This window comes from Antarctobacter aquimaris (assembly GCF_900184945.1).
GTDB classification, from domain to species: domain Bacteria; phylum Pseudomonadota; class Alphaproteobacteria; order Rhodobacterales; family Rhodobacteraceae; genus Maliponia; species Maliponia aquimaris.
In genome coordinates this window covers 103,060-129,399 of sequence record NZ_FXYF01000003.1, presented here as the reverse complement: position 1 = coordinate 129,399, position 26,340 = coordinate 103,060, and the positions used below count along the sequence as shown (strand labels likewise).

Annotated in this window: 28 protein-coding genes; 11 read left to right on the top strand and 17 right to left on the bottom strand. The window is 69.8% G+C overall.

From position 1 onward, the window contains the following. Positions 1-2: 2 nt before the first annotated feature. Positions 3-1,007, top strand: a complete 1,005-nt coding sequence (locus MAA8898_RS06235; RefSeq protein WP_094020138.1) for a hypothetical protein — start codon at positions 3-5, stop codon at positions 1,005-1,007. Positions 1,008-1,153: 146 nt separating this feature from the next. On the opposite strand, the gene MAA8898_RS06230 is transcribed toward MAA8898_RS06235, so the two are convergent. From MAA8898_RS06230 to MAA8898_RS06210, 5 genes are all read right to left on the bottom strand, one after another. After that, on the bottom strand, positions 1,154-2,410 hold the full coding sequence (locus MAA8898_RS06230) for a molybdopterin-binding protein (RefSeq protein WP_094020137.1): 1,257 nt from the start codon (positions 2,408-2,410) through the stop codon (positions 1,154-1,156). Beyond that, positions 2,411-3,262 carry a molybdopterin guanine dinucleotide synthesis gene (locus tag MAA8898_RS06225; protein ID WP_094020136.1) on the bottom strand — a complete coding sequence of 284 codons (852 nt, stop codon included), beginning with the start codon at positions 3,260-3,262 and terminating at the stop codon, positions 2,411-2,413. After that, the gene (gene mobB, locus MAA8898_RS06220) at positions 3,259-3,765 is read right to left on the bottom strand and encodes a molybdopterin-guanine dinucleotide biosynthesis protein B (RefSeq protein ID WP_094020135.1); all 507 of its coding nucleotides are present in this window, start codon (positions 3,763-3,765) and stop codon (positions 3,259-3,261) included. Before mobB ends, MAA8898_RS06225 begins: the two co-directional genes overlap by 4 nt. Beyond that, positions 3,762-4,391: a molybdenum cofactor guanylyltransferase MobA gene (gene mobA, locus MAA8898_RS06215; RefSeq protein ID WP_094020134.1), complete on the bottom strand. Its 630-nt coding sequence runs from the start codon at positions 4,389-4,391 to the stop codon at positions 3,762-3,764. The genes mobB and mobA overlap by 4 nt, the downstream gene beginning before the upstream one ends. A 79-nt stretch (positions 4,392-4,470) precedes the next feature. Beyond that, on the bottom strand, positions 4,471-5,394 hold the full coding sequence (locus MAA8898_RS06210; RefSeq protein ID WP_094020133.1) for a formate dehydrogenase accessory sulfurtransferase FdhD: 924 nt from the start codon (positions 5,392-5,394) through the stop codon (positions 4,471-4,473). Between the two features lie 64 nt (positions 5,395-5,458). On the opposite strand from MAA8898_RS06210, the gene MAA8898_RS06205 reads away from it, so the two are divergent. Further along, positions 5,459-6,166 (top strand): AzlC family ABC transporter permease, encoded by a 708-nt coding sequence (locus MAA8898_RS06205; protein ID WP_245853254.1) that lies wholly within the window; start codon positions 5,459-5,461, stop codon positions 6,164-6,166. After that, positions 6,163-6,480, top strand: coding sequence for an AzlD domain-containing protein (locus MAA8898_RS06200; RefSeq protein ID WP_094020131.1), 318 nt, complete (start codon positions 6,163-6,165; stop codon positions 6,478-6,480). Before MAA8898_RS06205 ends, MAA8898_RS06200 begins: the two co-directional genes overlap by 4 nt. Before the next feature lie 12 nt (positions 6,481-6,492). On the opposite strand, the gene MAA8898_RS06195 is transcribed toward MAA8898_RS06200, so the two are convergent. The 4 genes from MAA8898_RS06195 to MAA8898_RS06180 all read right to left on the bottom strand — a co-directional run bounded on the left by MAA8898_RS06195 (position 6,493) and on the right by MAA8898_RS06180 (position 10,166). Then, positions 6,493-7,131 carry a hypothetical protein gene (locus MAA8898_RS06195; protein ID WP_176445082.1) on the bottom strand — a complete coding sequence of 213 codons (639 nt, stop codon included), beginning with the start codon at positions 7,129-7,131 and terminating at the stop codon, positions 6,493-6,495. A gap of 37 nt (positions 7,132-7,168) precedes the next feature. Further along, positions 7,169-7,303, bottom strand: a complete 135-nt coding sequence (locus MAA8898_RS06190) for an aa3-type cytochrome c oxidase subunit IV (protein WP_094020129.1) — start codon at positions 7,301-7,303, stop codon at positions 7,169-7,171. 122 nt (positions 7,304-7,425) lie between these two features. Further along, a complete protein-coding gene (locus tag MAA8898_RS06185) occupies positions 7,426-8,466 on the bottom strand; it encodes an MBL fold metallo-hydrolase (RefSeq protein ID WP_094020128.1) in 1,041 nt (346 codons plus the stop codon). After that, positions 8,466-10,166: an acyl-CoA dehydrogenase gene (locus MAA8898_RS06180; RefSeq protein ID WP_094020127.1), complete on the bottom strand. Its 1,701-nt coding sequence runs from the start codon at positions 10,164-10,166 to the stop codon at positions 8,466-8,468. Before MAA8898_RS06180 ends, MAA8898_RS06185 begins: the two co-directional genes overlap by 1 nt. Positions 10,167-10,307: 141 nt before the next feature. On the opposite strand from MAA8898_RS06180, the gene MAA8898_RS06175 reads away from it, so the two are divergent. After that, positions 10,308-11,246: an L-threonylcarbamoyladenylate synthase gene (locus MAA8898_RS06175; RefSeq protein WP_094020126.1), complete on the top strand. Its 939-nt coding sequence runs from the start codon at positions 10,308-10,310 to the stop codon at positions 11,244-11,246. Positions 11,247-11,513: 267 nt separating this feature from the next. Here MAA8898_RS06175 and MAA8898_RS06170 read toward each other — a convergent pair whose 3' ends face one another. After that, positions 11,514-12,095, bottom strand: coding sequence for a YqgE/AlgH family protein (locus MAA8898_RS06170; RefSeq protein WP_094020125.1), 582 nt, complete (start codon positions 12,093-12,095; stop codon positions 11,514-11,516). A 143-nt stretch (positions 12,096-12,238) separates the two neighbouring features. Here MAA8898_RS06170 and MAA8898_RS06165 point away from each other — a divergent pair, with 143 nt between their 5' ends. After that, a complete protein-coding gene (locus MAA8898_RS06165; protein ID WP_094020124.1) occupies positions 12,239-13,036 on the top strand; it encodes a protein-disulfide reductase DsbD domain-containing protein in 798 nt (265 codons plus the stop codon). 35 nt (positions 13,037-13,071) lie between these two features. Here the strand turns inward: MAA8898_RS06165 and MAA8898_RS06160 are convergent, their stop codons facing one another. The 5 genes from MAA8898_RS06160 to MAA8898_RS06140 all read right to left on the bottom strand — a co-directional run bounded on the left by MAA8898_RS06160 (position 13,072) and on the right by MAA8898_RS06140 (position 20,037). Next, positions 13,072-16,488 (bottom strand): efflux RND transporter permease subunit, encoded by a 3,417-nt coding sequence (locus MAA8898_RS06160; RefSeq protein WP_094020123.1) that lies wholly within the window; start codon positions 16,486-16,488, stop codon positions 13,072-13,074. Between the two features lie 3 nt (positions 16,489-16,491). Continuing rightward, on the bottom strand, positions 16,492-17,955 hold the full coding sequence (locus MAA8898_RS06155) for an efflux RND transporter periplasmic adaptor subunit (protein ID WP_094020122.1): 1,464 nt from the start codon (positions 17,953-17,955) through the stop codon (positions 16,492-16,494). Positions 17,956-18,037: 82 nt separating this feature from the next. Further along, complete coding sequence (gene moaB / locus MAA8898_RS06150) at positions 18,038-18,580, bottom strand: molybdenum cofactor biosynthesis protein B (RefSeq protein WP_094020121.1); 543 nt, start codon at positions 18,578-18,580, stop codon at positions 18,038-18,040. A 69-nt stretch (positions 18,581-18,649) separates the two neighbouring features. Further along, positions 18,650-19,258, bottom strand: a complete 609-nt coding sequence (locus MAA8898_RS06145) for a LysE family translocator (RefSeq protein WP_094020120.1) — start codon at positions 19,256-19,258, stop codon at positions 18,650-18,652. Continuing rightward, the gene (locus MAA8898_RS06140; RefSeq protein ID WP_094020119.1) at positions 19,255-20,037 is read right to left on the bottom strand and encodes a uracil-DNA glycosylase; all 783 of its coding nucleotides are present in this window, start codon (positions 20,035-20,037) and stop codon (positions 19,255-19,257) included. The genes MAA8898_RS06145 and MAA8898_RS06140 overlap by 4 nt, the downstream gene beginning before the upstream one ends. A gap of 157 nt (positions 20,038-20,194) precedes the next feature. On the opposite strand from MAA8898_RS06140, the gene MAA8898_RS06135 reads away from it, so the two are divergent. The 6 genes from MAA8898_RS06135 to plsY all read left to right on the top strand — a co-directional run bounded on the left by MAA8898_RS06135 (position 20,195) and on the right by plsY (position 24,584). Beyond that, on the top strand, positions 20,195-21,145 hold the full coding sequence (locus MAA8898_RS06135; RefSeq protein ID WP_094020118.1) for an aspartate carbamoyltransferase catalytic subunit: 951 nt from the start codon (positions 20,195-20,197) through the stop codon (positions 21,143-21,145). Beyond that, entirely contained in the window at positions 21,142-21,684 is a 543-nt protein-coding gene (locus MAA8898_RS06130) for an aspartate carbamoyltransferase catalytic subunit (RefSeq protein WP_094020117.1), read from the top strand. Before MAA8898_RS06135 ends, MAA8898_RS06130 begins: the two co-directional genes overlap by 4 nt. Next, a complete protein-coding gene (locus MAA8898_RS06125; protein ID WP_094020116.1) occupies positions 21,681-22,226 on the top strand; it encodes a hypothetical protein in 546 nt (181 codons plus the stop codon). Before MAA8898_RS06130 ends, MAA8898_RS06125 begins: the two co-directional genes overlap by 4 nt. Continuing rightward, positions 22,223-22,603, top strand: a complete 381-nt coding sequence (locus MAA8898_RS06120) for a hypothetical protein (RefSeq protein ID WP_094020115.1) — start codon at positions 22,223-22,225, stop codon at positions 22,601-22,603. The genes MAA8898_RS06125 and MAA8898_RS06120 overlap by 4 nt, the downstream gene beginning before the upstream one ends. Positions 22,604-22,684: 81 nt before the next feature. Continuing rightward, the gene (pyrC, locus tag MAA8898_RS06115) at positions 22,685-23,995 is read left to right on the top strand and encodes a dihydroorotase (protein ID WP_094020114.1); all 1,311 of its coding nucleotides are present in this window, start codon (positions 22,685-22,687) and stop codon (positions 23,993-23,995) included. 4 nt (positions 23,996-23,999) lie between these two features. After that, positions 24,000-24,584: a glycerol-3-phosphate 1-O-acyltransferase PlsY gene (gene plsY, locus MAA8898_RS06110; RefSeq protein ID WP_094020113.1), complete on the top strand. Its 585-nt coding sequence runs from the start codon at positions 24,000-24,002 to the stop codon at positions 24,582-24,584. Between the two features lie 27 nt (positions 24,585-24,611). On the opposite strand, the gene panC is transcribed toward plsY, so the two are convergent. Both panC and panB read right to left on the bottom strand, forming a co-directional pair. Then, positions 24,612-25,454, bottom strand: a complete 843-nt coding sequence (panC, locus tag MAA8898_RS06105) for a pantoate--beta-alanine ligase (protein ID WP_094020112.1) — start codon at positions 25,452-25,454, stop codon at positions 24,612-24,614. After that, on the bottom strand, positions 25,451-26,296 hold the full coding sequence (gene panB, locus MAA8898_RS06100) for a 3-methyl-2-oxobutanoate hydroxymethyltransferase (protein ID WP_094020111.1): 846 nt from the start codon (positions 26,294-26,296) through the stop codon (positions 25,451-25,453). Before panB ends, panC begins: the two co-directional genes overlap by 4 nt. Between the last annotated feature and the right edge of the window lie 44 nt (positions 26,297-26,340).

Sequence of the window (26,340 nt, the reverse complement as noted above, 5' to 3'; positions counted from 1 at the left end):
CCATGAGCGACCCGAAGGACGCCCGCCCGACCCTCCCCGGCCTCTACCCGCGCGGGGAGACCGATGGAGTCACGGGTGTCGAAATCGCGGCGATGGTCGCCTCGGGGCTCTGGGTCCTGCTGACCGGCTGGTATTTCGTGACGACACCGGCCGCCGAAGGCGCCCCCCTGCCGTTCCTGCTGGCGGCCATGATCATCGCGCTGCCGGTGGCGCTGATCTGGGTGGCGGCACTGTCGCTGCGCGCCGCCCGGGTGATGCGCAGCGAAAGCGAGCGGTTGCAGGCCGCGATCGACGCGCTGCGCCAGGCCTACGTGGCCCAGGCCCAGAGCGGCAAGGGCCAGCCGCCGCACCCGCAACTGGTCAAGCGGCTGGACGACATCGCAAGCGTGCAGAAGAACCTCGAATCCACGCTCGCCATGCTGGGCGGCATCCGCCAGGCCGGCGGCGGCGGCGCGGCGCTGGCCATGGCGCCGACCGCCGAGCAGGAGCACCAGCCGCGCCTGTCCCTGGGCACCCCCGCCGAGGACCTGCAACCGCCGCTCTCCAACGAGGACTACATCCGCGCGCTGCATTTCCCCGAAACGGCCGAGGACGGCGCCGGGTTTGCGGCGCTGCGCCGCGCGCTCAAGGATCGCGGCACCGCCAAGCTGATCCAGGCCGCCCAGGACGTGCTGACCCTGCTGTCGCAAGACGGCATCTACATGGACGACCTGCGCCCCGACATGGCCCGCCCCGAGGTCTGGCGCGGCTTCGCCAAGGGGGAACGCGGCCGCGCCATCGCCGCGCTGGGCGGCGTGCGTGACCGTTCCTCGCTGGCGCTCGCCGCCGGGCGCATGAAACAGGACCCGATCTTCCGCGACGCGGCCCACCATTTCCTGCGCCGCTTCGACACCAGCTTTTCCACCTTCGAACCCGGCGCCAGCGACGAGGAAATCTCGGCCTTCGCCATGACCCGCACCGCCCGCGCCTTCATGCTGCTGGGCCGGGTGGCCGGGACCTTCGACTGATCGGGGCGCGGAACCCGGCGGCAATTCTTGGAGTGTATTGACCAAGAATACACACGGGGCGCTCTCCCCATGCTTCTTCTTGGTTCAAATACCTCCGGGGGAGTCGCGCGGAACGCGCGGCGGGGGCAGCGCCCCCCCTTCGCCCCTCAGAGCCCGAAACTGCCGAAGGGCAGATAGCGCACGGGCGTCCCCGGCTCGACCAGCATCGCGTGGTCGGGCAATTCGACCAGGCCTTCGGCCCAGCTCAGCCCCGAAATGCGGCCCGACCCTTCGGATTTGAACACCTCGGCGCGGCCGTCCCGGATGCGGGCGCGCAGATATTCGCGCCGGCCCGGTTTCTTGTTCTTCGAGAACGCCGCGGGCACCTCGAACGCCTGCGGCTCTTCCCAACCCGCACCTGCCAGCAGCCCCAGCGCCGGGCGGGCAAAGACCAGCGTGCAGACAAAGGCAGCGACCGGGTTGCCGGGCAGGCCAAACACCGGCTTCCCTTCCCAGAGCCCAAGCACAAGCGGGCGGCCCGGTTTCAGCGCAATCCGCCAGGCGGTCAGCGCGCCGGTTTCGCGCAGCAGGGCCGAGACGTGATCCTCATCCCCGGCCGAGGCCCCGCCCGAGGTCAGGATCACGTCGACAGGCGCGCTGTCGAGCCGCGCGCGCAGGGCGGCGCGGTCATCGCGGACATGGCCCAGGTCCACCGGCAAATGCCCGAAACGGTCGATCAGCCCCAGCAGCATGGGCCGGTTGGCATCGTAAATCTGCCCCGGTCCGGCGGGCGCGCCGGCGGGCACGATCTCGTCCCCGGTGGACAGCACGCCGACCCGCAGCGGCGCAAAGACCGGCAGGTCGTTCAGACCGGTGGCGGCGGCAAGCGCCAGGTCGGCCGGTGTCAGCACCCGACCGGCATGCAGAATCTGCGTGCCCGCCACGATGTCCTCACCGGCGCGGCGGGTGTTCGACCCCGGCTTGACCGGCCCGCGAAAGGCCACCTGCCCCTCGCCGGTGGCGCAGTCCTCGTCCAGCACCACGGTGTCCACACCCTTCGGCAGCGCGGCCCCCGTCAGGACGCGGATCGCGTGGCCGGGCGGCACCTTGCCGTCATAGGCCACGCCGGCCGCCGCGCGGCCATCGACCAGCGGCAGGGCCACGGTATCCTGCCCTGCGATGCTTGCAGCGGCAAAGCCATAGCCATCGACCGCGGTGTTGGCCTGCGGCGGGTTGGAGCGTCGCGCCACAAGGTCCCCGGCCAACACGCGACCCGCCGCCTGCATCAATGGCACCTCCTGCCGGGCAACGACCGGGTGCAGGCGATCCCGCAGCAGGGACAGCGCCTGGTCCACCGGGGTCCAGTCGACGCCGGGCGGCAGGGCAAAGCAGTCGTTGCGCAGGGGGGGCGGTTGAAGTGTCATCTATCCAAGCCTGTCCGTGAGTTCCCGTTCATGGCCAAGGCCGAAGATCCAGCCTTCTACCGGCGCCTCGACCGACAGCATCGCATTCAGTTGCGCGGGTGCCAAGCGTGACAGCGCGCGTGCAAGCAGCCGCACCTGCACCGCATCGCGGATATCGCCCGGCCCGGTGTGCACCCGGACCGCCGGGTCGATCAGCGTCGGCCAGATTTCTACCAGCGCGACCGGGCGGTCGAGCGGCTCGAAGGGCCAGACTGCGATCCGCCCGGCAAAGTGGCGGCGCAGGCGGTCCAGCACCGGCAAGCCCATCAACACCTGCGACCCCACGGCCCCGGCGCCGGACAGCTGCCAACAGGTAAAGGCGCCCCTCGCACGGGCTTCGCTGGTGCGGCGGTCCGGAAAGGGATTGCGGTAGGCCGCCTTGGTGCGCGGCAGACCGTCGATGTCGCGTTTCAGCCCATTGCCCCAGAACGGCCCGTCTCCCCCGGCCAGCCGGCGGTTGATCCCGGCCGCCACGTCAAAGCGGTTGTTCTCCTTCGGCCGGTCCTCGATTCGCTCCGCCAGCCAGCGCCAGACGCCCAGCGGATCATCCTGCCCGGTCAGCGCCCGCGCATAACCGGCCGGGTAGCCAAAGGGGAAGTCGACCCCGATCAGCAGCCGTTCGCCCCCCCTCAGGGCGGTGTCGATCCGCTCGGCCAGCGTATCTTCGGCAAGCGCCCTGTTGCGCTGGTACTGCGGCGCGCGCTCGCCCTCGGGCCCGCTCTCGCCGATCCAGATCGCGTCCTTGCGGGGGCGCCGCCCGGTGTCGTTGCCGCCGGACCAGTCGACCATGACGAAGCGGTCAAAACCGCTCATTCCGCCGCCCGCGCCAGGCCCACCTCAGCCAGGATGAAATCGGTGATCGCCTGCGTGTCGTTCAGGTCGAAGACCGGGCGGTCCAGCACCAGGGGCGTGTCCGAGGCCACCGCCCGCACCGTTGCATTGTCCTGCGCGATCAGCGGGTTGCCCGTCCCGGCACGAAAGGCCTCGATCTTGGGGTGGCTTTCGCGCTTGTAGCCCTCGACCAGCACAAGGTCGACCGGCGCCAACCGCGCCAGCAGCTGGTCCAGGCGCAGTTCCGGCGCGTCGCGCATCTCGATCATGTGCGCCACGCGGTTGCGCGAGGCAAGGATCACCTCGGAGGCGCCCGCGTTGCGGTGCCGCCAACTGTCCTTGCCCGGCTGGTCCACGTCAAAGGAATGATGCGTGTGCTTGACCGTGCTCACGGTCAGGCCGCGCCCGGTGATCTCGCGCACCAGGCGCTCCATCAGCCCGGTCTTGCCCGCGTTCTTCCAGCCGATCACACCGTAGAGTCTCACAACAGGTCCTCCGCCTGCGCCAGGTCCTCTGGCGTGTTGACGTTGAAAAAGGGGTCGAAGGGCACGGCGGGAAACACCGCCTCGCGGCCGCCGTGGCGGTCGGTCCAAAGAACCACCTTCTTGAGGCCCTCCGCCAGCGCCGCGCGCAGATCGTCGCGCAGGGCCACCGGCCAGAGGCCGAAGGTGGGATGCCGGATCAGGCCCGAGCGCGAGCGGCTTTTCGTCTCGGCATCGCCCTCGGTCGCGGCCAGCACCAGCGGGTCCGCCTGCCCGTCGGCTGCGCTCAGCAGGCGCGCGGCGAGATCGGCGGGAAAGAACGGCGTGTCGGCGGCGACGCTGACCAGGGTTTCGGCCCCCTGCTCGGCCGCCCAGTCGAGCCCGGCCAGCACCCCGGCCAGCGGCCCGGGAAAACCGGCAATGGAATCCGCCCGCACCGGCAGCCCGAAGGAGGCGAAGCGGGCCGGATCGCCGTTGGCGTTCAGCACCATGCCCGTCACCTGCGGCCCGAGGCGCTCCATCACGTGCGCCAGCAAGGGCCGCCCGCCCAGCGGCAAGAGCGCCTTGTCGCCGCCGCCCATGCGCGTGGCGAGACCACCAGCCAGGATCACACCGGCCGGCGCGGTCATGGCAGCAACCGCCCACACGGGGCGGACCAAATTCCGCTCACGGAATTTGCAAGAATTTTGGAAAATTCTTGCGCCCGGCTCATTCCGCGCTCTTCCGCCGCGACTTGCGGTCTTCCTCCACGACGTCGTCGGGGTTCATGTCCCGCACCAGCCGTTCCGCCCCGCTGAGGCAGACAAAGCGCTTGCCGCGCATCCGCCCGATGCAGGTCAGCCCGACCTGTCGCGCGATCTCGACCCCCCAGGCGGTAAAGCCCGAGCGCGAGGCCAGCACCGGGATGCCCATCAGCGCGCATTTGATCACCATTTCCGAGGTCAGGCGCCCGGTGGTGTAGAGGATCTTGTCCTCGGCCGATACCTGGTGGCGGAACATCCAGCCGGCGATCTTGTCCACCGCGTTATGCCGGCCGACGTCCTCCATGTAGACCAGCGGGCGGTCCCTCTGGCACAGCACCGTGCCATGGATCGCCCCGGCCGACAGGTACAGCGAGGGCGTCGTGTTGATCCGGTGCGCCAGCGCGTAAAGCCAGGAGGTCCGCACCTCGACCTGCGGCAGCGCCACCTGCTCCAACCCCTCCATCATGTCGCCAAAGACCGTCCCCACCGCGCAGCCCGAGGTGCGGGTCTTCTTCTGCACCTTCTCCTCGAAGGTGGTCTGCGAGGCCGTGCGCACCACCACCGTCTCCAGTTCCTCGTCGTAATCGACGCCGGTGATCCGCTCGCCGTCGGCCAGCATCCCCTGGTTGCGCAGGAAACCGATGGCCAGATACTCGGGGTAATCGCCGATGGTCATGGCGGTGACGATCTCCTGCCGGTTCAGGAAGATCGTCAGCGGCCGTTCCTCGACCACCGAGATCTCGACCTCGCGGCCCTCGTGGTCCAGCCCGCTGACGGCACGGGTCAGGCGGTTGGCTGCCGGATCGGGGGCAATCAGGTAGTCGGACGCGGGGTCATTCGGCGGGTTACGGGGCAAGTCATGGGGCGGCAGGTCCGCAGGCGATTGCATCGGGCGTCTCGCTTGGTTAGGCGACGGGCAAAGTGAGGCTGTAGTCATGGACGGCACAGGCGCGATGTCAAGCTATTGGCGGGGACTGCGGGACGGTCTGCCCTTCCTTCTGGTGGTGGGGCCTTTCGGGCTGCTCTTCGGAGTGGTGGCGACCGATGCAGGGCTGAGCTTTTTCGAAGCGGTCAGCTTTTCCGTCGTGGTCATCGCCGGGGCGGCGCAGTTCACCGCGATCCAGCTGATGCAGGACCACACGCCGACGCTGGTGGTGCTGGTCTCGGCCATGGCGGTGAACCTGCGGATGGCGATGTATTCCGCCTCGATCACCCCGCACCTCGGCCCGCTGCCGCTGTGGAAACGGGTGATGGTGGGCTATTTCCTGGTCGATCAGAGCTATGCCGCCTCGATCCTGGAATACGAACGGCATCCGCAGCTGACCGTGGCGCAGAAGTTCGGCTATTTCATGGGCGTCGTCACACCGACCTGCATCCCGTGGTATCTGTTCACCGCGCTGGGGGCCTGGCTGGGCCAGGCGATCCCGCCCGAACTGGGGCTGGATTTCGCGGTGCCCATCGCCTTCATCGCGCTGTTCGCCCCGGGCCTGCGCACCGGCGCGCATCGGGTCGCGGCGCTGGTGGCGGCGCTCATGGCGCTGGGTTTTGCCGGACTGCCGTACAACCTTGGCCTCATCGTCGGCGCGCTGGCGGGCATGATGGCGGGGGCCGAGGTGGAGCGGCGGTCGGGCCTGCCCGCGGACCGGAGGCCGGGCGCATGAAGGACCTGTGGCTGATCATCGTGCTGATGGGGCTGGGGTCCTTCGGGCTGCGCTTTGTCTTTCTCGGGCTGGTGGGCGACCGGGCGCTGCCGGGTTGGCTGCTGCGACACCTGCGCTACACCGCCGTGGCGGTGATGCCCGCCCTGGTCGCGCCGCTGGTGGTCTGGCCCAGCGCCACGGGCGGCGAAACCGATCCGCTTCGCCTGGCCGCGGCGGCGGCGGCGCTGGCGGTGGGCTATGGCTGGAAAAGCCTTTACGGTGCGATGATCGCGGGCGCGGCGGTGATGCTGGCGGGGGCCTGGCTGCCGGTCTGAGACCGGGCGAATCTACTGCCCCTGCCGGGTCTGCGCTTGCTTGCCCTGAAGCTCGGCGATGGCGGCTTCCTTGTCGTCGCTGTCGTCCTCGCGCAGCACGCGCTCGGTCACGCCGGGCAGGCGGGCAAAGGAATCGGCCAGCTTGTTCGGGAACCAGCTGCTGCTGAGCCCCTCGAAGCCCGGCAGCTTGCGCAGTATGACGGCCACCGCGTTTGAACACAGCGCAGGTCCCACGGCGCCCTGGGCCTGCACCATGCGCAGCGCCTGTTCGGCCACTTCGCCGGACACCGGCCGGCTGAGGATGCGCACCCGGTAGGTGCTGCGGGCATGCGCGCTTTCGAAATGCACCCGCGCGGTCGGCGTGATGCCGTAAAGCACATCACCGATCTCGGGCACGCCGTTGAACCGGACGTTCCCGGCCGGATCGTAGATCACCCGCTGCGACGGCGCGTTGATCAGCATGGCCGAATGCGCGCCCGAACCGGTGCGGTTGTTGATCATGGTGTAGAGGACGATCTCGGGCGGGCCATCGTGGCGATAGACAGCCCGCGCGACTTCCTCTGCGGACGCATCGCGTCCCGAGATGTTGCCGCCGCAACCGGCCACAAAAACAGTCGCGCCCATCGACGCAAAGACGGCTCGACGGTTCATCGCCCTACTCCACCTGCGGTCCACCGGAGGCCCGGCCTCAGGAATTGAAAACCGCCATGAAGATGACCAGCGCGAGGATCACCAGGATCGCGCGGATCACGAAATTGATGAAGCCTTCGAAGGTCTTTTCCTGCGTGGAGACGTCCATGCTACCGTGCTTGTGCTCAGCCATGTCTTTGGTCCTGCGGCCTGTTCTGTGAATGCGTTCCGGGATGGGTTAGCGCAATTCCGCGCCCCTGTCACGCTTTGGCGGGTGGCCGTTATGTCGCGGGTCACGCACGTTTGTCGTTGCGGTCAGACCGCCTGGAACAGCCAGGCCCCGTCCTCGCGCCGCATGCGGGTGGCGCGGCCGTCGTGCCAGAGGTGCAGGCAGTGGGCCATCGATTCGACCAGCGCCAGCCCGTATTCGCCCGCCCAGATCCTGCGCTTGAACAAGGGCGCAAAACAGTCGCCCGCGGTTTGCGGCGTGGCCAGGTGCGCATGCAGCCGCTCCAGCGCGCCGTGGTGATTCTCGATCAACTGGGTCATCCGCGCGCCCAGGCCGGTGAACGGCAGCTTGTGCCCGCCCATGACCAGGTGCCCGGACCGCGCCAGCGTCGACAGCCGCTCGCAGGCCTCAAGCCATTCGCCCACCGGATCGGCCTCCGGTTCGGTCGCGTAGACGCCCAGGTTGGAGCTGATCGAAGGCAGGATCTGGTCGCCCGACAGCACGAGGTCGTCGTCGCGCGACCACAGGGTCGCGTGCTCCGGCGCGTGGCCGTTGCCGATGTGCACGTCCCAGGTCCGCCCGCCCGCGCGCAGGCTGTCGCCCTGCCGGATGCGGCTGAACCCCAGCGGCATCGGCGCCACGCAATCGGCAAAGTTGAAGGGCCGTTCCTGCATTCGCTCGGCCAGGATCGCCGGGTCCATCCCCGCCGCGCGCCAGTAGGCCAGCGTCTCCTCGGCCGGTCGGTCCTGCGCGTCCAGCTGCAACATCCGCGCAAACAGCCAGGCGGTGCGCGTCGTCACCAGTTCGGCACCGTGTGCGGTCTGGAACCAGCCCGCCAACCCCATGTGATCGGGGTGGTGATGCGTGACCACGACACGGCGCACCGGCTTGCCCTTCAGCGGGCCGGACAACAGCGCCTCCCAGATCGCGCGCGATTTCTTCGATGCAAAGCCGGTGTCCACCACGGTCCAGCCATCGCCATCGTCCAGCGCGTAGACGTTGACGTGGTCCAGCTTCATCGGCAGCGGCAGCCGCATCCATAGCAGACCCTCGGCCAGCTCGGTGGCAGTCCCCGGTTCGGGCGGCGCTTCCCAGGGATAGCGGATCGTCTGCGCGCAGCCGTCCATCACGCCACCAGGTCTTCGGTCCGCAGATCGCGCAGCGAGGCGGGATCGGCCTTTGCCTCTCCCAGCAGCCCGATATGGGCAGGCAGCAGCCGGCGGATATAGAAGGCCGCCAGCCGTTCACCCGGGCCGCCCGGATCGGCCAGCGCCGCGCGCAGGTGGAAATGCGCGCCCAGCACGTGGGCAAAGCCCATCAGGTAGGGCACCGCCCCGCCAAAGCGGGCGGCAGGGTCGCGGGCGACCAGTGCCTCGGTCGTCTCGCGCAGCGATTCGGCGGCCTGCCAGACCGGCTCGGCCAGCCCCGGCAGGGTTGCGCGCGCGGCCTCGGCGCTGGTCTCGATCTCGTCCAGCAGGGCGTGGATCGCCTCGCCGCCATCCATCATCTTGCGGCCTACCAGATCCATCGCCTGGATGCCGTTGGTGCCCTCGTAGATCGCCGTCACCCGCACGTCGCGCAGGTACTGCGCCGCGCCGCTCTCCTCGACGTAGCCCATGCCGCCGAACACCTGCATGCCGGTGTTGGAAACCCGGATCCCGGTCTCGGTGCCAAAGGCCTTGGCGATGGGCGTCAGCAGCGCCGCCCGCGCCCGCCACTCCGCACCGCCGGTGGCCCGCTCCATGTCGATCGCCACCGCCAGCGACAGCGCGATCGCCCGCGCGGCGTGGATCTCGGCCTTCATCGTGGCCAGCATCCGGCGCACGTCGGCGTGGCCGATGATCGACCCCTCGGGCGACCGGCCCTGCGTGCGCTCCTGCGCATAGGCCAGCGCGTGCTGGTAGGCGCCCTCGGCCACGCCGATGCCCTGCACGCCCACGCCGAGGCGGGCGTTGTTCATCATGGTAAACATGGCGCGCATCCCGTCATGCGGCGCGCCGATCAGCCAGCCGGTCGCGCCCTCGTAGGACATCACGCAGGTCGGCGAGCCGTGCAGCCCCACCTTGTGCTCGAGGCTGACCACCTTGAGGCTGTTTGCCACGCCGGGGCGGCCATCGGCGTCCGGAATCAGCTTGGGCACCAGGAACAGACTGATGCCCTTGGTCCCCGGCACGCCGTCCGGCAAACGCGCCAGCACCAGGTGGCAGACGTTCTCGGTAAAATCGTTGTCGCCCCAGGAAATGTAGATCTTCTGCCCGGTGATCGCGTAGGTGCCGTCGCCGTTCGGCTCTGCCTTCGTGGTCAGCGCGCCCACGTCCGATCCTGCCTGCGGCTCGGTCAGGTTCATGGTGCCGGACCAGGCGCCGCTGACCAGGTGCGGCAGGTACAGCGCCTTGATCTCGTCGCTGGCGTGGTGGTCCAGCGCGTCGATCTGGCCCTGGGTCATCAACGGGTTCAGCTGCAAGGCCAGGCAAGCGCCGCTTTCCATCTCGTTGACCAGCGTCGTCACGGTCAGCGGCAGGCCCATGCCGCCGTAGGCTTCGGGCGCCGAGGTGGCGATCCAGCCACCCTCGGCCAGCGCGCGATAGCCTTCGGCAAACCCCTTCGAGGTCCGCACCACCCCGTTCTCCAGCCGCGCCGGGTCAAGGTCGCCGTTGCGCTGGAGCGGCGACAGGACCTCTTCGCACAGCTTGCCGGCCTCGCCGAGGATGGCCGCCACCGTGTCGGGCGTTGCCTCGGCGAACCTCCCGGTCCCGGCGACCTGGTCGTATCCGACAACGTCGTTCAGCAGCTTCATGTACGACTCGAGAGGGGCACGATAGGGCATTGGGGGTCTCCTGCTTGGCAAGCCCGCGCGGCTCTAGTAGCACGCCGGCAGGGGCACCTGTGAACCTACGCGGGCGCGCCACCTCTTCAACCGGAACGCCGCGTCACGAAGATGCCGCCGCGCCACCAGAGGACCGTCGCGATGCCCGCCTTGCATCTCAGCGCCAGCACGCCGGACCTGGCCCACGCCGCCGGCATCCTCGCGCGCGGCGGCCTCGTCGCCTTCCCGACCGAGACGGTCTATGGCCTGGGTGCCGATGCGCGCCAGGATCGCGCCGTGGCCGGGATCTACGCCGCCAAGGGCCGGCCATCGTTCAACCCGCTGATCGTGCACCTGGCCGATCTCGACGCCGCCCGCGCGCTGGTCCACTGGACCGACGCGGCCCAGGCGCTGGCCGACGCCTTCTGGCCCGGCCCCCTGACGCTGGTGCTGCCCCTGCGCGAAGGCGCGGGCATCTCGCGGCTGGTGACGGCGGGGCTCGACAGCCTGGCGGTGCGGCTGCCCGCCGCGCCGGTGGCGCAGGCGCTGCTGCGGGCCTTCGGCGGTCCGGTGGCCGCGCCCTCGGCCAACCGCTCGGGCCAGATCAGCCCGACCCGCGCCCGCCACGTGCTCGACGGGCTGGGCGACCGGATCGACGCCGTGGTCGATGGCGGGCCCTGCGCGGTGGGGGTCGAATCGACCATCCTCGGCCTGACCGGCTCCCCCACCCTGCTGCGCCCCGGCGGCGTTCCCGAAGAGGCGATCACCCGCGTTCTGGGCACCCCGCTGGCGCACCGGCGCGACGGCGACGGCATCACCGCGCCGGGCCAACTGCAATCGCACTATGCGCCCCATGCCCGCGTCCGCCTGAACGCGGTGGACTTCGCCCCGGGCGAGGCGCGGTTGGGTTTCGGCCCGGTCGACTGCGACCTGAACCTCTCCCCCTCAGGCGACCTGACCGAGGCCGCGGCCAACCTGTTCGAACACCTGCACCGGCTGGACGCAAGCGACGCCACCGTGATCGCCGTCTCGCCGATCCCGCATGTCGGCCTGGGCGTCGCGATCAACGACCGCCTCAGCCGCGCCGCCGCCGAGCGCTGAGAACCCGCGCCCTTCCAGAGTGCCTGTTCCCCGGAGCCGTCCCTCGCTGATGCCGGAAAGAGGCGGAGCGGACCCGGTGGCAAGGTTGCGCAGCACCGCGCGCAGCGCGGCTCGACCTTGCCTCCGGGGCCGGTCTGCCTCAGGCATCAATCGGCGAGGGGCGGCTTCGGGGGACAGGCACGGGCCTGTTCGCGGGTGAGTTCCGAAGCGGACACCGCGCGCCCGCAGGGCGCGCGCGGATCGCCCCGCGCCAGCGGGGTGAAACCCTCAGGCCCGCCCGCCCGCCGACGACAGCGCCAGCGCCGCAACCCCCAGCGATTTCAGCGCCGCCTCCCACTTGTCCCCGTCCGGCAGGTCAAAGATCAGCTCAGGCGTCGCCTCGCAGACCAGCCAGCCGTTGGCGGCGATCTCGCTCTCCAGCTGGCCTTCGCCCCAGCCGGCGTAGCCCAGCATCATCATCCATTTCTCAGGCCCCTCGCCGCGCGCCAGGTCCTCGAGGATGTCCAGCGTCGCCGTCATGTGCACGTCGTCGCGCACCTCCAGCGTCGTCACCAGCGACTGGTAGTCCGGCGTGTGCAGCACAAAGCCGCGCCCGGTCTCCACCGGCCCGCCGAAATGCACCCGCCGCCCGGACAGGTCCGACACCGACTCGATCTTCAACTGCGCCAGCAGGGTAGGGATGTCGACGTCATCGGCAGGCTTGTTGACGATCAGCCCCATGGCGCCTTCGTCCGAATGGTCGCACATGAAGACGACGCTGTGCTCGAAACGCGGATCGCCCATGCCGGGCATCGCGATCAGCATGTGCCCGGTCAGATTCGTGGTTCCGCTTGGCGTGACACCCGACATCGGTCACCCTTTCCTGTTTCTGGCCAGCAGCATGACCGCCCAGCCCGGGACTGGCAAGTCCGTCACATCTGCGTCATCGCCGCGCGCGGGTCGCTGCAACGTGACTTTTCATTTCAACGCAAAAGCGCCATGTCCCTGAGACCATGAAACGTATCGCTGCCTTTCTTCTCTCTGTCGCCCTGTCCTCGCCCGCGCTGGCCGAAGGCTATGACGATGTCGTGCGCGCCGAACTGCTGTCCGGCTGGCGCCTGCCCAACGGCGACCACATGGCCGCGCTGCGGTTGACCCTGGCACCCGGCTGGAAAACATACTGGCGCACGCCCGGCGACGCCGGCATTCCGCCGCTGTTCGACTGGGCCGGCGCGCGCAATACCCGCGCCGTGGGCATCGAATGGCCCGCGCCGCACGTCTTCTGGCAGGAGGGCATGCGCAGCATCGGCTACAAGGGCGAGGTGATCCTGCCCCTGCGCGTGCAGCTCAAAAACGGCACCCGCGACGCCCGGCTGGGCGGGGTGATCGACATCGGCATCTGCAAGGACGTCTGCCTGCCGCACCGGGTCCGTGTTTCGGCCGAGCTGAAGGCCGACCAGAAACGCCCCGACCCGGCCATCGCCGCCGCGCTGGCCGACGTGCCCTACGGCGCCGACGATGCGGGCATCTCGGCGGTCGCCTGCCGGCTGACGCCTCGTGGGGACGGCATGGGCCTGCGCGTGGCGATCGACATGCCACGCGGCACCGGCAGCGAGGAAACCGTGATCGAGGCGGCCGACCCCAACATCTGGATCGCCGATCCGGAAACCTCCTGGCAGGGCGGACAGCTGGTGGCCGAAACGCGGGTCACGCACATGTCCGGCGGTGCCTTCGCGCTGGACCGCTCGTCGCTGCGGATCACCATCCTGGGCGGCAAGATCCCGGTCGAGCTGTCAGGCTGCGCCGGCTAAGCGGCCCATCCTGACCTGACCCCGCCAAGGCAGCCTCAGGCCGCCCCGTCCCCCGACGCGCGCCGCGCCCCCGACCGGCCCAGCAGCAGCGCAACCCCCGCCACCACGTACAGCACCATCGGCAGCGCCACCGCACCGGCCACGAACAGGCCCAGCGCGGCCAGCCCCGGTGCCACGCCCTCCAGCGCGGGCAGCGCCAGCGCGGGCAGCAGTTCGCCGGTCCAGCCGACATGGCCCAGCGTCGCCGCCAGCCAGCCCAGCATCGCCACCGAGGCCAGCGTCAGCACCGCCCGCATCGACCGTCCGCGGAACCGCAGCCCGCGCTTCAGCGCCGTGACCTGCCGCTCGACATCATGCTGGACCGCCACCAGCGCCGGCACGATCAGCAGCACCAGCAGCACGCCAAAGCCCAGGCCGTAGACCAGCGTGATCACCGTGGGCTTGAGGAACTGCGCGTCGGCCGAGGTTTCGTACAGCAGCGGCGCGAGGCCCAGCACCGTGGTCGCCGTGGTCAGGAACACCGCGCGCAGCCGGTCCGCCGTGCCGTCGATGATCGAGGGGATCAGCCCGCGATCCTTGGCGTATTCGTCGATCTGCGTCACCAGCACGATGGAATCGTTGATGATGATGCCGGTCATGCCCAACAGGCCCACCACCGTGAACATGCTCAGCGGCACGTCCCAAACCGCGTGGCCATGCACCGCCCCCACCAGGCCAAAGGGCACGATGGCCATCACCACCAGCGGCCGGGTCCAGCTGGCAAAGACCCAGGCCAGCACGATGTAGATGCCCAGCAGCACCATGACCAGGCCAAGGCCTGCGTCGGCCAGGAAACTGTCCTCCTGCTCGGCCAGGCCGGCGAGGCGATAGTTGACCTGCCGGCTTTCGGCGATCTGCGGCAGGATCTCGGTCTCCAGCGCCTCGACGATGGCCTGGGCGCGTTCCGGGTTGTCCTCGGAGATGTCGCCGGTCACCGACACCACCCTCAGCCCGTTTTCGCGCCGCACGGTGGAAAACCCGGTCTGCCGTTCGACCCGCACGATGTCGGCCAGCGGCACGTAGGCGCCGTCGGGCGTGCGCAGCTGCATCCGCTCCATGAAATCGGCGGTCAGCTCGCTGTCCGGCAGTTCCACCCGAATCTCGGCCGAACGCGGGCCGTCCGGATAGGTCGCCGCCTCGATCCCGCCCAGCCGGTTGCGCAGCGTGCGGCCCATGCTGTCGATGTCAAAGCCCAGCGCCAGGCCCTGCGGCGTCAGCTCCAGCACCAGCTCGTCCTTGTCGTAGGCCAGGTTGTCCTCGACCGCCGACACCTCGGGGTAGCGCAGAACGGCGGTCTTCAGGACCTCGGCGGCAGCCTTCAGCGTGGCCGAATCGGCGCCGTGGAACTGCACGTCCAGCGCATCGCCCCCCGGCCCGCCGCGCCATCCCCGGAACGAGATTTCCTCGACCAGCGGATGCCTTGAGATGCGGTCCTGCAATTCACCGACGAAGGCAAAGGAGGAATAGGGCCGCAGGTCGGCCTCGATCAGCTCGATCGAGATCGCGCCCAGCTGGTCCGGGTCCTTGCCGTCGGCGCTGGGCAGCGAACGCCCGGCGTTGCCGCCGATCTCGGCCAGCACATACAGCAGCGGGTTGGCGCCGTAACGTTCCTCGTATTCCTTGCCCAGCGCCTCGGTGGTGTCCTGCAACAGCCGCATCTGCGCCAGCGTGTCCTCGCGCGTGGCGGTCGAGGTCATGGCAAAGTTGCCGGTCACCGACCCCTGTTCCGGCGCGTTGAAGAACCGCCAGGTCACGTCGCCGTTGATAAAGGCCGCGATCTGCGCCGACAGCGCCACAAAGGCCAGCGCGACCACCGCGTAGCGCGCCTTGATGACGATCCCCAGAAAGGGACGGAACAGCCTGTCGCGCACCCAGCGAAAGCCCCGGTTCACCAGCCGCGAGGGCAGATCGTACCAATGGTCCTGCACCGAGTTCTTGGCCGCGTGGGCCATGTGGTGGGGCAGGATCAGGAAACATTCCACCAGCGAGGCGATCAGCACCATGATCACGGTGAACGGAATGTCGGCGATCAGGTCGCCGAACCGCCCGCCGATGACCACCAGTCCAAAGAAGGCGATGACCGTGGTGATGGTGGCGGAAAACACCGGCATCGCCATGCGCTGCGCTGCCGTCTCGGCCGCCTCGAAGGGGCCCAGCCCGCGCCGCCGCGCCAGGTGGTCGGCGTGTTCGCCGACGACGATGGCGTCGTCCACCACGATGCCCAGCGTGATGATCAACGCAAAAAGCGAGATCATGTTGATCGTCAGACCCGCCATGTACATCAGTGCGATGGCCGCCAGCAATGAGGTGGGGATGCCCGCCGCCACCCAGAAGGCGGTGCGCGTGTTCAGGAACAGGAACAGCAGCGCCACCACCAGCCCCAGCCCCATCAGCGCGTTGTCCAGCAGGATGTTGAGGCGGCCGGTGATCGCTTCGGACCGGGTGCGGATCAGGTCGATGCTGACACCCGCAGGCAGCGTGGCGGTGAGCTCTGCCGCCACCCGTTCCACGGTGTCCTGGATCTTCAGCGCGTCGCCCCCGGCAGAGCGGTCCACCCGGATCGAGATCGCCGGGTCCTTGCCCACGAAATAGCCCCGCTCGCGGTCGATGCCCTCGACGGTGATGCGCGCCACGTCGCCCACCGTCAGGGTCGAGCCGTCCGGGTTCGACCGCAGGGCGATGGCGGAAATCGCCTCGGCGCTGCGTTTCTCGATGCCGGTGCGCACGCGGGCGCCCGCGCCGTCCACGTCGCCCGCCGGATCGGCCTGCACCTCGGCGGCGATGACATCGGCGATCTGGCGCAGAGTCACGTCATGCGCGATCAGGTTCTGCGTCGGCACCTCGATCACGGTGCGTGGCGCGGCGACGCCGCGGATGGTGGTCTGCGTCACGCCCTCGGCGAACAGCCGCACCACGAATTCGTCGGAAAACCGCGCCAGCTGATCGACCCCCACCGGCCCGGTCACCACCACGTCGGTCACCCGGTCGCGCCAGCCGCCGCGCCGCACGTTGGGTTCCTCGGCGTCCTCGGGCAGGGTGTTGACCGCGTCCACAGCCTGCTGCACATCGTCGGCCGCGCGGCCCATGTCCCAGCCCGGCTCGAACTCCAGCTCGATCGAGCCGCGCCCCTCGCGCGACAGCGCGCTGGACCCGATCACCCCGTCGACCGCCAGCAGCGCCGGTTCCAGCACCTGCACGATGGCGGCGTCGACATCCTCGGCCCCGGCGCCGTCCCATGTCACGCTGACGTCGATCTCGTCGATGATGACATCGGGAAAGAACTGCGCCCGCATGTTGGGAATGGCAAACAGGCCGGCGGCCAGCATCACCACCAGCAGCAGGTTGGCCACCGTGGGGTGGCGGGTGAAGTAGCTGAACAGCCCACCGGCGGATTTGGGAAGCGCGCGCACCATGGATCAGCCCCCCATCCGGGATTCGAGCCGCTCGACCACCTCGGCGGGCACCTGCGTCTGCTCCAGCTGGGACAGGATGCGGGTCTTGGCCTCGGCCGGCATCCGCGTGTTGGCCTCGACAAAGGCCCTCAGCCGCGCGCGCCGCTCGTCCGTCAGTTCCAGCATCGCCGGCGTCTCAGGCGCCTCGGGCGCGGCATTGGCGCCGCGCAGCGGTTTGACCTTGATCCCCACACCCAGCAGCGGCGTGCGCTGTGCCACCACCTCGCGGCCTTCGAGATCGCGCGCGCGCACCAGCACGTCGTCGCCCTGCCGCCGCATCAGCCGCACCGCGACGCTTTCCAGCCGGTCGTCGGCTCCGACCACCAGCACCTCGCCATCGGCGCTCAGCGCGGTGGCAGGCAGGCGGGCGACGAACTCCAGCGCCGGTTCCTCGATGCTGACGGTGACGAAATCGCCGGGCTTGAAGCCGCGCGGCGCGTCCAGCGTGGCAAACAGCAGCCGCCCGGTCTGCCCCGCCCCCACCACCGCACCTTCGCGCGACAGCCGCCCGGTGGCGACGATGTTGGTGCCATAGAGGTCCAGCGCCACGCTGACCGGCGCGGGGCGCAACGCGCCCGCATCGTCAAGAAGACGCCCATAGGCCTGCGTCGAGACGCGGAACGCCACCTCCAGCGCCTGCGGATCGACCAGCTGCGCCAGCCGTTCGTTGGTGGACACCAGCCGCCCGGACAGCGCCGTCACGTCCGACAGCGTGCCGGCGAACTCGGCGCGGATCTCGGTATCGGCCAGCCGGCGCCTTGCCTCGTCGCGGGCGATCTCGGCCCGCCGCAGCCGCGTCGCGGCCTGGTCGATGCGCGACTCGGCGCTGGCCAGCGCCTGCCTCCGGGTCAGCACCGACTGCCGCTCCGAGGCCAGCGCCAGTTCCGCCTGCTCGACCGCCGCCGCCGTGCCCGCGTTGCGCTCCAGCAGGTCGCGCTGGCGGCGCAGCGCGGTCTCGCGCAGCGCCACCTGGGCCCCCGCGGCCGACAACTCGTCCTGTGCGATGACCAGCGCGCGGTCCGCCTCGCGGCTTTCGGCCTGCGCGTCCAGCAGGTCACTCTCGGCCAGGTCCAGCGCCGACTGCGCGTCCGCCGGGTCGATCCGCGCCAGCAATTGCCCCGCCGCCACCTGTCCGCCCTCGACAAACTGCGGCGCCACGTCCACCAGCGTCCCCGAGGCCGCCGCGCGCAGCTCCAGCGACCGGCGGCTCTGCACCTCGCCGTACGACGTCAGCACCGGCGTCACCGTCTCGAAGGCAACCGGCACCACGTTCACCGCGAACACCCGCTCGCGCGCCTGCGGGACAAAGGCCTCCTTGGCCATCCGCGCCTGCACGGCATCGTTGATCATGATCCCGGCATAAGCCAGCAGGCCCAGGGTGAGCGACATGAGGAAGAGGCCGGTCAGGCTCTTGCGTAGAAAGCGCATGTTTCAATACTCCGCGGGGCCCCTTTTCAACTAGCGGGACCGGGGGTGTTTCCAACCCTACGCGGTTATACGCAAGAGCGGATCACTTCCGTCGCAGATGTTCGTCCAGACGGGGGAAAATTTCGACGAAATTGCACGGCCGGTGGCGGAAATCGAACTGCCAGCGCAGGATCTCGTCCCAGGCGTCCTTGCAGGCCCCGGGGCTGCCCGGCAGGGCGAACAGGTAAGTGCCCCCGGAGACCCCCCCGGTGGCCCGGCTCTGCACCGCCGAGGTGCCGATTTTCTGAAAGGAAATCATGGTAAAGACCGTGCCAAAGGCCTCGATCTCCTTTTCATAGACGTCGCGGTGCGCCTCGACGGTCACGTCGCGCCCCGTGAGGCCGGTGCCGCCGGTCGAGATCACCACGTCGACTTCCGGATCGGCGACCCAGGCGCGCAGCTGCGCGGCGATGTCGGCGCGTTCGTCCTTCACGATCTTGCGATCCGCCAGGATGTGCCCCGCCTCGGTCAGCCGCTGCACCAGCGCATCGCCGGATCGGTCCTCGGCCAGGCCGCGGGTGTCTGACACGGTCAGCACGGCGATTCGCACCGGGATGAATTCCTTGGACTCGTCGATGCGGGACATTCTGACCTCCTGCGCTGCGTCTCACGCGCACTCTCGGCACCGGGCGCGGGTTGTCAAGCGGCGCCCGCCTCAGACCGCCAGCCGCAGCGCCAGGCCGCCGAACAGCGCCGCGCAGACATAGCGCAACCCGCGCTCTGTCCGGGTGCCGCCCTTGAGGTGCCGCCGCAGCCGGCCGGCAAACTGGCCGACCAGCCCGTTCACCACCAGCCCGCCGCCACCCATGATGGCGCCGAAGACCAGGAACTGCGCCAGAACGTGGCCCGCCGGGTTCACGAACTGCGGCACGAAGGCCAGCACGAAGAGGATGAATTTCGGGTTCGTCATGTTCACGACAAAGCCCTGCCGCGCCGCCCGCGCCAATGACAGCGGCGCCGCCTCCACCCCCGCCAGCGGCGTGCGCAGGGTCTTCCAGGCGATCCAGGCAAGGTAGGCCGCCCCGCCCCAGCGGATCACGTCAAAGGCCCCCGGCAGCGCCGCCACCAGCGCGCCCAGCCCCAGGCCGGCCAGCAGCACGTGCACCATGCCGCTGACGGTCACCCCGGCCGAGGCCGCCCAGCCGCAGCGCGGCCCGCCGCGCAAGCCTTGCGCCAGGCAGAACATCATGTCCGGCCCCGGCGTCACGTTCAGCGCCAGGCTCGCCGGGACAAAGGCCAGCAGCATCACCGGATCGACGATCATCCCAGCGCCCTCAGGCGTGCCTGAAGCGACAGCAGGTCGGCCCAGGCCTCGCGCTTGGCCGCCGGGGTGCGCAACAGATAGGCCGGGTGCAGCATCGGCAGCGCCGGGCGCCCGGCGGCCTCGGCCCAGGTGCCGCGCAGCCGGGTGATGCCGCGCTTGCCCAGCAGCGCCTGCGCCGAGGTGTTGCCCATGATCACCAGCAGGTCCGGATCGGCCAGCGCGATGTGGCGACGCAGAAAGGGCAGCAGCATGGCGATCTCCTCCGGCGTCGGCTCGCGGTTCTGCGGCGGCCGCCAGGGCAGCACGTTGGTGATGTAGACCGACTCGGTCCGCGACAGCCCCACGGCCCCCAGCATCCGGTCCAGCAACTGCCCGGCGCGGCCGACAAAGGGCTTGCCCTGCATGTCCTCCTCGCGCCCCGGCGCCTCGCCCACCAGCATGACCCGCGCGCCCGGCACCCCGTCGGCAAAGACCAGGCTGCGGGCGCCGCGCTTCAGTGCGCAATGCTCGAACCCCGCCAGCGCCGCCCGCAGCGCCTCCAGGTCCGCCGCCGCCTCTGCCAGCGCCTGCGCCTCGGCCACCGGGTCGGCCTCGGCCTTCACCGGCGCGGCCGCGGCACGCGCCACCGGCGCCGCGGCCCGCGCGACATGTGCCTCCTTCAGCGCCGCCTCGGCGGCAAAGCGGTCAACCGGCGCGTCGAGGATCGCCTCGTCCACGCCCATTTCCAGCTGCCACTCCAGCGCCGCCCGCGCGGCATGCCAATCGAGTCCCTGATCCATGCCCGCCACCCTACGCCCCGCCCGCGACAAAGAAAATCGCCCCGGGCTTCTTCTCTGTCAAAATACCCCAACAAGCGCGCCAATCCGCGCAACGCCCGAAGGCTTGCCCCGACGGCCCCCCGAACCTAAGAAGAACCGACGCCGCACAGGACATGACATGCGTTTCGACCACCGCCACCTCCTGGGGATCGAACCCCTGCGCCCGGACGAGATAACCACGATCCTCGATCTCTCCGACCGCTACGCCGATTTCAATCGGCGCCGCGAGAAGCCCAGCCCCGCGCTGGCCGGTCTCACCCAGATCAACATGTTCTTCGAGAACTCGACCCGCACCCAGGCCAGCTTCGAGCTGGCGGGCAAGCGGCTGGGTGCGGACGTGATGAACATGTCGATGCAGGCCTCTTCCATCAAGAAGGGCGAGACGCTGATCGACACCGCGCTGACGCTGAACGCCATGCGCCCCGACCTGCTGGTGGTCCGTCACCCGCAGTCCGGCGCGGTGGACCTGTTGTCGCAAAAGGTGAACTGCGCCGTGCTGAACGCCGGCGACGGACGGCACGAACACCCCACCCAGGCGCTGCTGGATGCGCTGACGATCCGCCGCAAGATGGGCCGCCTGCACCGGCTGAGCATCGCGATCTGCGGCGACATCGCCCACAGCCGCGTCGCGCGCAGCAACATCCTGCTGTTGCAGAAGATGGAAAACCGCATCCGCCTGATCGGCCCGCCGACCCTGATGCCCGCCGGCATCGAAGCATTCGGTGTCGAGGTCTTCGACGACATGCGCGCGGGGCTGAAGGACGTCGACGTGGTCATGATGCTGCGCCTGCAAAAGGAACGCATGGACGGCGGCTTCATCCCCTCCGAGCGCGAATATTACCACCGCTACGGGCTGGACGCGGAAAAGCTGTCGCACGCCAAGCCCGACGCCATCGTCATGCACCCCGGCCCGATGAACCGCGGCGTCGAGATCGACGGCACGCTGGCCGACGACATCAACCGCAGCGTCATCCAGGACCAGGTCGAGATGGGCGTCGCGGTGCGCATGGCGGCGATGGACCTGCTGGCGCGCAACCTGCGCGCGCGGATCGCGGAGGTCGCGACATGAGCCGGGTCGAGATCAACGGATCGGACACCACCACCCTGCGCCTGCTGCACCTCGATCTGCCGCCCGAGGCGGTGGACCGCTTCACGCAGATGGCCGGCACCGGGGAATGGCCGCTGAAATCCGCGCTGGGCGCCAGCAAGCTGCGCGAAAGCCTGGTCGATGTGGTCGCGATCAAGGACCTGGGACCGATGCGCCTGTCGCAGTACCTGGCGCAGGCGCACGAGGTCTCGGCCCGCGCGATGGGCAAGGACGCGGCGCGCATCGACGCGCTGGAGGGGCATGTGGTGATCCTGCCGCCGCGCGCCTTCGACGGTACCAGCCAGACGCTGACGATCTCTGCCCCGCTGGCACTGATCGGCAGCTATGCCGAGCTTGCCCCGGCCGGACGCGGCGCCCCGATCACCGCGCGCAGCGCCCAGGGGTCCAGCGGCGGCGGCGCCCCGGCGCAACCGGGCAAGGCCGGATCCACCGCGCTCAAGCTGATCCTGACCGCCGTGGCGCTGGTGCTGGGCGGCGTGCTCTGGGTGGCGCTGCGATGAACGTCCACGCCATCGACACCCCGCCCGGCTGGGACGGGCTGCTGGACCCGGGTGAGCGCATCCTGTGGCAGGGGCGGCCCGGCACCGCCGTCCGGCTGGGCGGCAGCGACATCTTCATCATGGCCTTCGGCACCTTCTTTGCCGGCTTTGCGTTGTTCTGGATGGTCATGGCGTCGATGGCGGGCGGGCTGTTCTGGCTGTTCGGCGCAATCCACTTCGCCGTGGGTCTGGGCATCCTCCTGTGGCCGGTGCTGGGCCGGCCCTTCGTGCGCCGTCGCACCTGGTACACGCTGACCGACCGCCGCGCCTTTATCGCGCGCGATCTGCCGCTGAAGGGCAAGAGCCTGAAAAGCTACCCGATCACCGCCGAAAACACCCTGACCTTCGAGGACCGCGAACCGGGATCGGTGATCTTCGCGTCGGAATGGCGGCGCGGCAAGAATGGCCATTACGAGACCAGGATCGGCTTTCACGACATCGCCGAGGCGCGCGCCGTCTACAGCCTGATGCGCGGCATCCAGCGCAAAGGCGGCGATACGTGACCGAGTTCCGCCCCGACCGCGCCGCCTACCTGCGCACCCATGCGATCATGGCGGCGGTGGCCATGGCGGCGGGCATGGGCCTGCTCTGGGCCATCGGCAACCCGCACGTCTGGACCGGCGCTGTCGGCGGGCTGGCCGCCGTGGCGCTGCGCGGCTGGTACCTGCTGGACGAGGAGATGGGCCATGTCTGGCGCCTGACGCCCGATGCGCTGGAGGGTCCGGGCGGCCGCCATGTCCCGCTGAGCCAGCTGGCGCAGGTGCGCAGCATCGGTTCGGCCGTGCAATTGATCACCAAGAGCGGCGACAAGCACCTGGTCAGGTTCCAATCCGACCCGCAGGCCACCATCGCCCGGATCGAGGCGGCGCGGCGTGGCTGACACGCCCATCCCGCGCCGCAGGTTCCCCCCGGGCGCGAAATACCCTAAAGCTGCCCGAAACGCAGTTCTGCCCGAGTGCCGATGACCGCCCCCATCCTGATCCACAACGCCCGCCTGATCGACCCCGAAGCCGCCGCCGTCAGCCCCGGCGCGCTGCTGATCGAGGCCGGGAAGATTACCGAAGTCCTAACGCAAACTGTTGATCTTGAAGCGATGTTTCGCGCGCGAAACATCTCGCCATCGCGCGTGGACGCCGGTGGTGCCTTTGTCGCGCCGGGGATCGTCGACATCGGCGTCAAGGTGGGCGAGCCAGGCGAGCGGCACAAGGAAAGCTACGGCACCGCCGGGCAGGCGGCAGCGGCGGGTGGCGTCACCACCATGGTCACGCGCCCCGACACCCAGCCTTGCATCGACACACCCGAGGCGCTGGAGTTCATCCGCCGCCGCGCGCAGGAGGCAGCGCCCGTCAACGTGCTGTCGATGGCCGCGCTGACCAAGGGCCGCGAAGGCCGCGAGATGACCGAGATCGGCTTTCTGATGGATGCCGGGGCCGTCGCCTTCACCGATTGCGACCGCGTGGTGACAGACACCAAGGTGCTGAGCCGCGCCATGACCTATGCCCGGTCCTTGGGCGCGCTGGTGATCGGCCACCCGCAGGAGCCGGGCCTGTCCAGGGGCGCCGTCGCAACCTCGGGCAAGTTCGCCTCGCTGCGCGGGTTGCCCGCCGTTTCCCCGATGGCCGAGCGTATGGGGCTGGACCGCGACATCGCGCTCGTCGAGATGACCGGCGCGCGCTACCATGCCGACCAGCTGACCACCGCGCGCGCCCTGCCCGCGCTGGAGCGGGCCAAGGCCAACGGCTTTGACGTGACGGCGGGCATCTCCATGCACCACCTCACGCTGAACGCGATGGACCTGGCCGACTACCGCACCTTCTTCAAGGTCAAGCCGCCGCTGCGCTCCGAGGACGACCGGCAGGCGGTGGTCGCGGCGGTGCGCGACGGGCTGATCGACATTGTCGGCAGCTTTCACACCCCGCAGGACGAAGAGTCGAAACGCCTGCCCTTCGAAGAGGCCGCCAGCGGCGCGGTGGGACTGGAAACCATGCTGCCGGTGCTCCTGCGGCTCTACCATGCCGGCGAGATGGACCTGCCGACGCTGTTCCGCGCGCTGTCGCTGAACCCGGCGCGGCGGCTGGGGCTGGACTGCGGCCGGCTGGCCAGGGGCGCGCCGGCGGACCTGGTGCTGTTCGACGCGGACAAGCCGCTGATCCTCGACCGGTTCAAGCTGCGCTCGAAATCCAAGAACACGCCCTTTGACGGCGCGCGCCTGCAAGGCCGGGTGCTGGGCACCTGGGTCGGCGGGCGGCGGGTCTACACCTACGGAGGCTGAGACGATGACGGTGATCCTCTGGGCGGTTCTGGGCTACCTGCTGGGGTCGGTGCCTTTCGGCGTGCTGATCACCAAGGCGCTGGGGCTGGGCGACCTGCGCCAGATCGGCTCGGGCAACATCGGCGCGACCAACGTGCTGCGCACCGGCAACAAGGGAGCGGCGCTGGCCACCCTGGTCCTGGACGGCGGCAAGGGCGCGGCGGCGGCGTTGCTGGCGCGGGCCTTCGGCGCGGACGACCTGGCGGTGCAGGTGGCGGGCCTCGCGGCCTTTGCCGGGCACTGCTTCCCGGTCTGGCTGAAGTTCAAGGGCGGCAAGGGGGTGGCGACCTTCCTCGGCCTGATGCTTGCGCTGTCCTGGCCGATCGGGCTGCTTTGCTGCCTGACCTGGCTGGCGGCAGCCGCTCTGTCGCGGATCTCGTCGGTCGGCGCCTTGGCGGCGGCGGCGGGGGGGCCGATCTGGATGATCCTGCTGGGGCGCACGGACATGGTGGTGACCGGCGTCCTGCTGGCGGCGCTGATCTGGTGGCGCCACTCGGCCAACCTCGCCCGGTTGCGCGCGGGGACCGAACCCAGGATCGGCAAGAAATAGGCGCTTTGGCGCAGGCGTCAGCCCGGATCACACCGCGAGGTTGTCGATCAGCCGCACGCCACCCAGTTCCGCCGCGCCAAAGACCCTTGCGGGGCGTTCCGGCCGGTCAAGCAAGGCCAGGTCGTCCTCGGCCCGCATTTCCAGATAATCGACCGTGTCGAAGCCCGCCGCCAGCAGGCCCTCGATCAGCGGTGCTTGCAGAGCGGAGGCCGCAGCACCGCCGCGCACCCCCTCGGCCATCTGGGTCAAGGCGCGAAACAGCGCCGGGGCCACCGCCCGCGCCCGCGCATCCAGCCGCGCATTGCGCGAGGACATGGCCAGCCCGTCCGCCTCGCGCAGCGTGGGACAGCCGCGGATCTCGACCGGCAGGTCCAGGTCCGAAGCCATATGCCGCACGATCTGCAACTGCTGGAAATCCTTTTCGCCGAAAAACGCCACATCGCCTCCGGTCTGGGTCAGCAGCTTGGTCACCACGGTGGCGACGCCGTCGAAATGCCCGGGCCGATGCGCGCCGCACAGCACCTCGGGCAGCCCCTGAACGGAGACCCTGGTGGCGAAGCCTTCGGGGTACATCTCGTCGACCCCCGGCGCCCAGAGCACGTCCACGTCATGGGGCGCCAGTTTTGCCACGTCCGAACCTTCGGTCCGCGGATAGGCGGCGAGGTCGGCGGGGTTGTTGAACTGGCGCGGGTTGACGAACAGCGTGACGATGACGCGGTCACAGTCCGCCTTGGCCGCGCGGACAAGGCTGAGGTGGCCGTCGTGCAGCGCGCCCATGGTCGGCACCACGCCGACCCGCGCGCCCGCCGCGCGCCAGCCCGCCACCCGTGCCCGCAGCGCCGCCTTGTGGCGCACAATCTCGATGGTCACTTGCCGGGCTCGTCGTCCGGAAACAGGTGCTCCGCCGCCGGAAAGGCGCGACTGCGCACCTCCTCGGCATAGGTCGCGATGGCGGCGCGGCCCTGCTCGCCCAAGGTCGCGTAGCGCTTGACGAACTTCGGCTTGAAAGCGGTGAACAGGCCCAGCATGTCGTCGACGACAAGGATCTGGCCGTCACAGCCCGCCGATGCGCCGATGCCGATGGTCGGTACGGCAACCTCCGCCGTGATCTTGTCGGCCAAAGTCGCCGGGATCTTTTCCAGCACCACGGCAAAGGCCCCCGCCTCGGCCACCGCGCGGGCGTCGGCGCGCAGCGCCTCGGCGGCGGCCCCCCGGCCCTGCACCTTGTAGCCGCCCAGCGTGTTGATCGCCTGCGGGGTCAGGCCGACATGCGCCATGACCGGCACGCCGCGCCGGGTGAGAAAGCGGATCGTCTCGGCCATCTCGACGCCGCCTTCCAGCTTGACAGCACCGGCCCCGGTTTCGGCCATCAGGCGGGCGGCGTTGCGGAACGCCTGGCCTGGGCCTTCCTCGTAGCTGCCGAATGGCATGTCGATCACCATCAGCGACCGCGACAGCCCGCGCGCCACAGCCTGGCCGTGCAGGATCATCATCTCCATCGTGACGCCCAGCGTCGAGGGCAGCCCGTGCAGCACCATCCCGACCGAGTCGCCCACCAGCACGAAATCGCACTGGCCGTCCATCATCTGGGCCATCGGCGTGGTGTAGGCGGTCAGGCTGACGATGGGGGTCTGGCCCTTGCGGGCGCGGATGTCTTCGGCGGTCAACTGCCGCGCACTCACCTTGGTCACGATCCGTTCCTGGGCGCTCATGAGCCGCCTCCTTGTCCTCGGGTCGCGCGGGATGCGTTCGCGGG

What these genes read in the sequence shown, in the direction of transcription:
- MAA8898_RS06235 (WP_094020138.1), top strand. Translation starts at nt 3, where the DNA reads ATGAGCGACCCGAAGGACGCCCGCCCGACCCTCCCCGGCCTCTACCCG.
- MAA8898_RS06230 (WP_094020137.1), bottom strand. Translation starts at nt 2,410, where the DNA reads ATGACACTTCAACCGCCCCCCCTGCGCAACGACTGCTTTGCCCTGCCG.
- MAA8898_RS06225 (WP_094020136.1), bottom strand. Translation starts at nt 3,262, where the DNA reads ATGAGCGGTTTTGACCGCTTCGTCATGGTCGACTGGTCCGGCGGCAAC.
- mobA (WP_094020134.1), bottom strand. Translation starts at nt 4,391, where the DNA reads ATGACCGCGCCGGCCGGTGTGATCCTGGCTGGTGGTCTCGCCACGCGC.
- MAA8898_RS06210 (WP_094020133.1), bottom strand. Translation starts at nt 5,394, where the DNA reads ATGCAATCGCCTGCGGACCTGCCGCCCCATGACTTGCCCCGTAACCCG.
- MAA8898_RS06205 (WP_245853254.1), top strand. Translation starts at nt 5,459, where the DNA reads ATGTCAAGCTATTGGCGGGGACTGCGGGACGGTCTGCCCTTCCTTCTG.
- MAA8898_RS06200 (WP_094020131.1), top strand. Translation starts at nt 6,163, where the DNA reads ATGAAGGACCTGTGGCTGATCATCGTGCTGATGGGGCTGGGGTCCTTC.
- MAA8898_RS06195 (WP_176445082.1), bottom strand. Translation starts at nt 7,131, where the DNA reads ATGAACCGTCGAGCCGTCTTTGCGTCGATGGGCGCGACTGTTTTTGTG.
- MAA8898_RS06190 (WP_094020129.1), bottom strand. Translation starts at nt 7,303, where the DNA reads ATGGCTGAGCACAAGCACGGTAGCATGGACGTCTCCACGCAGGAAAAG.
- MAA8898_RS06185 (WP_094020128.1), bottom strand. Translation starts at nt 8,466, where the DNA reads ATGGACGGCTGCGCGCAGACGATCCGCTATCCCTGGGAAGCGCCGCCC.
- MAA8898_RS06180 (WP_094020127.1), bottom strand. Translation starts at nt 10,166, where the DNA reads ATGCCCTATCGTGCCCCTCTCGAGTCGTACATGAAGCTGCTGAACGAC.
- MAA8898_RS06175 (WP_094020126.1), top strand. Translation starts at nt 10,308, where the DNA reads ATGCCCGCCTTGCATCTCAGCGCCAGCACGCCGGACCTGGCCCACGCC.
- MAA8898_RS06170 (WP_094020125.1), bottom strand. Translation starts at nt 12,095, where the DNA reads ATGTCGGGTGTCACGCCAAGCGGAACCACGAATCTGACCGGGCACATG.
- MAA8898_RS06165 (WP_094020124.1), top strand. Translation starts at nt 12,239, where the DNA reads ATGAAACGTATCGCTGCCTTTCTTCTCTCTGTCGCCCTGTCCTCGCCC.
- MAA8898_RS06160 (WP_094020123.1), bottom strand. Translation starts at nt 16,488, where the DNA reads ATGGTGCGCGCGCTTCCCAAATCCGCCGGTGGGCTGTTCAGCTACTTC.
- MAA8898_RS06155 (WP_094020122.1), bottom strand. Translation starts at nt 17,955, where the DNA reads ATGCGCTTTCTACGCAAGAGCCTGACCGGCCTCTTCCTCATGTCGCTC.
- moaB (WP_094020121.1), bottom strand. Translation starts at nt 18,580, where the DNA reads ATGTCCCGCATCGACGAGTCCAAGGAATTCATCCCGGTGCGAATCGCC.
- MAA8898_RS06145 (WP_094020120.1), bottom strand. Translation starts at nt 19,258, where the DNA reads ATGATCGTCGATCCGGTGATGCTGCTGGCCTTTGTCCCGGCGAGCCTG.
- MAA8898_RS06140 (WP_094020119.1), bottom strand. Translation starts at nt 20,037, where the DNA reads ATGGATCAGGGACTCGATTGGCATGCCGCGCGGGCGGCGCTGGAGTGG.
- MAA8898_RS06135 (WP_094020118.1), top strand. Translation starts at nt 20,195, where the DNA reads ATGCGTTTCGACCACCGCCACCTCCTGGGGATCGAACCCCTGCGCCCG.
- MAA8898_RS06130 (WP_094020117.1), top strand. Translation starts at nt 21,142, where the DNA reads ATGAGCCGGGTCGAGATCAACGGATCGGACACCACCACCCTGCGCCTG.
- MAA8898_RS06125 (WP_094020116.1), top strand. Translation starts at nt 21,681, where the DNA reads ATGAACGTCCACGCCATCGACACCCCGCCCGGCTGGGACGGGCTGCTG.
- pyrC (WP_094020114.1), top strand. Translation starts at nt 22,685, where the DNA reads ATGACCGCCCCCATCCTGATCCACAACGCCCGCCTGATCGACCCCGAA.
- plsY (WP_094020113.1), top strand. Translation starts at nt 24,000, where the DNA reads ATGACGGTGATCCTCTGGGCGGTTCTGGGCTACCTGCTGGGGTCGGTG.
- panB (WP_094020111.1), bottom strand. Translation starts at nt 26,296, where the DNA reads ATGAGCGCCCAGGAACGGATCGTGACCAAGGTGAGTGCGCGGCAGTTG.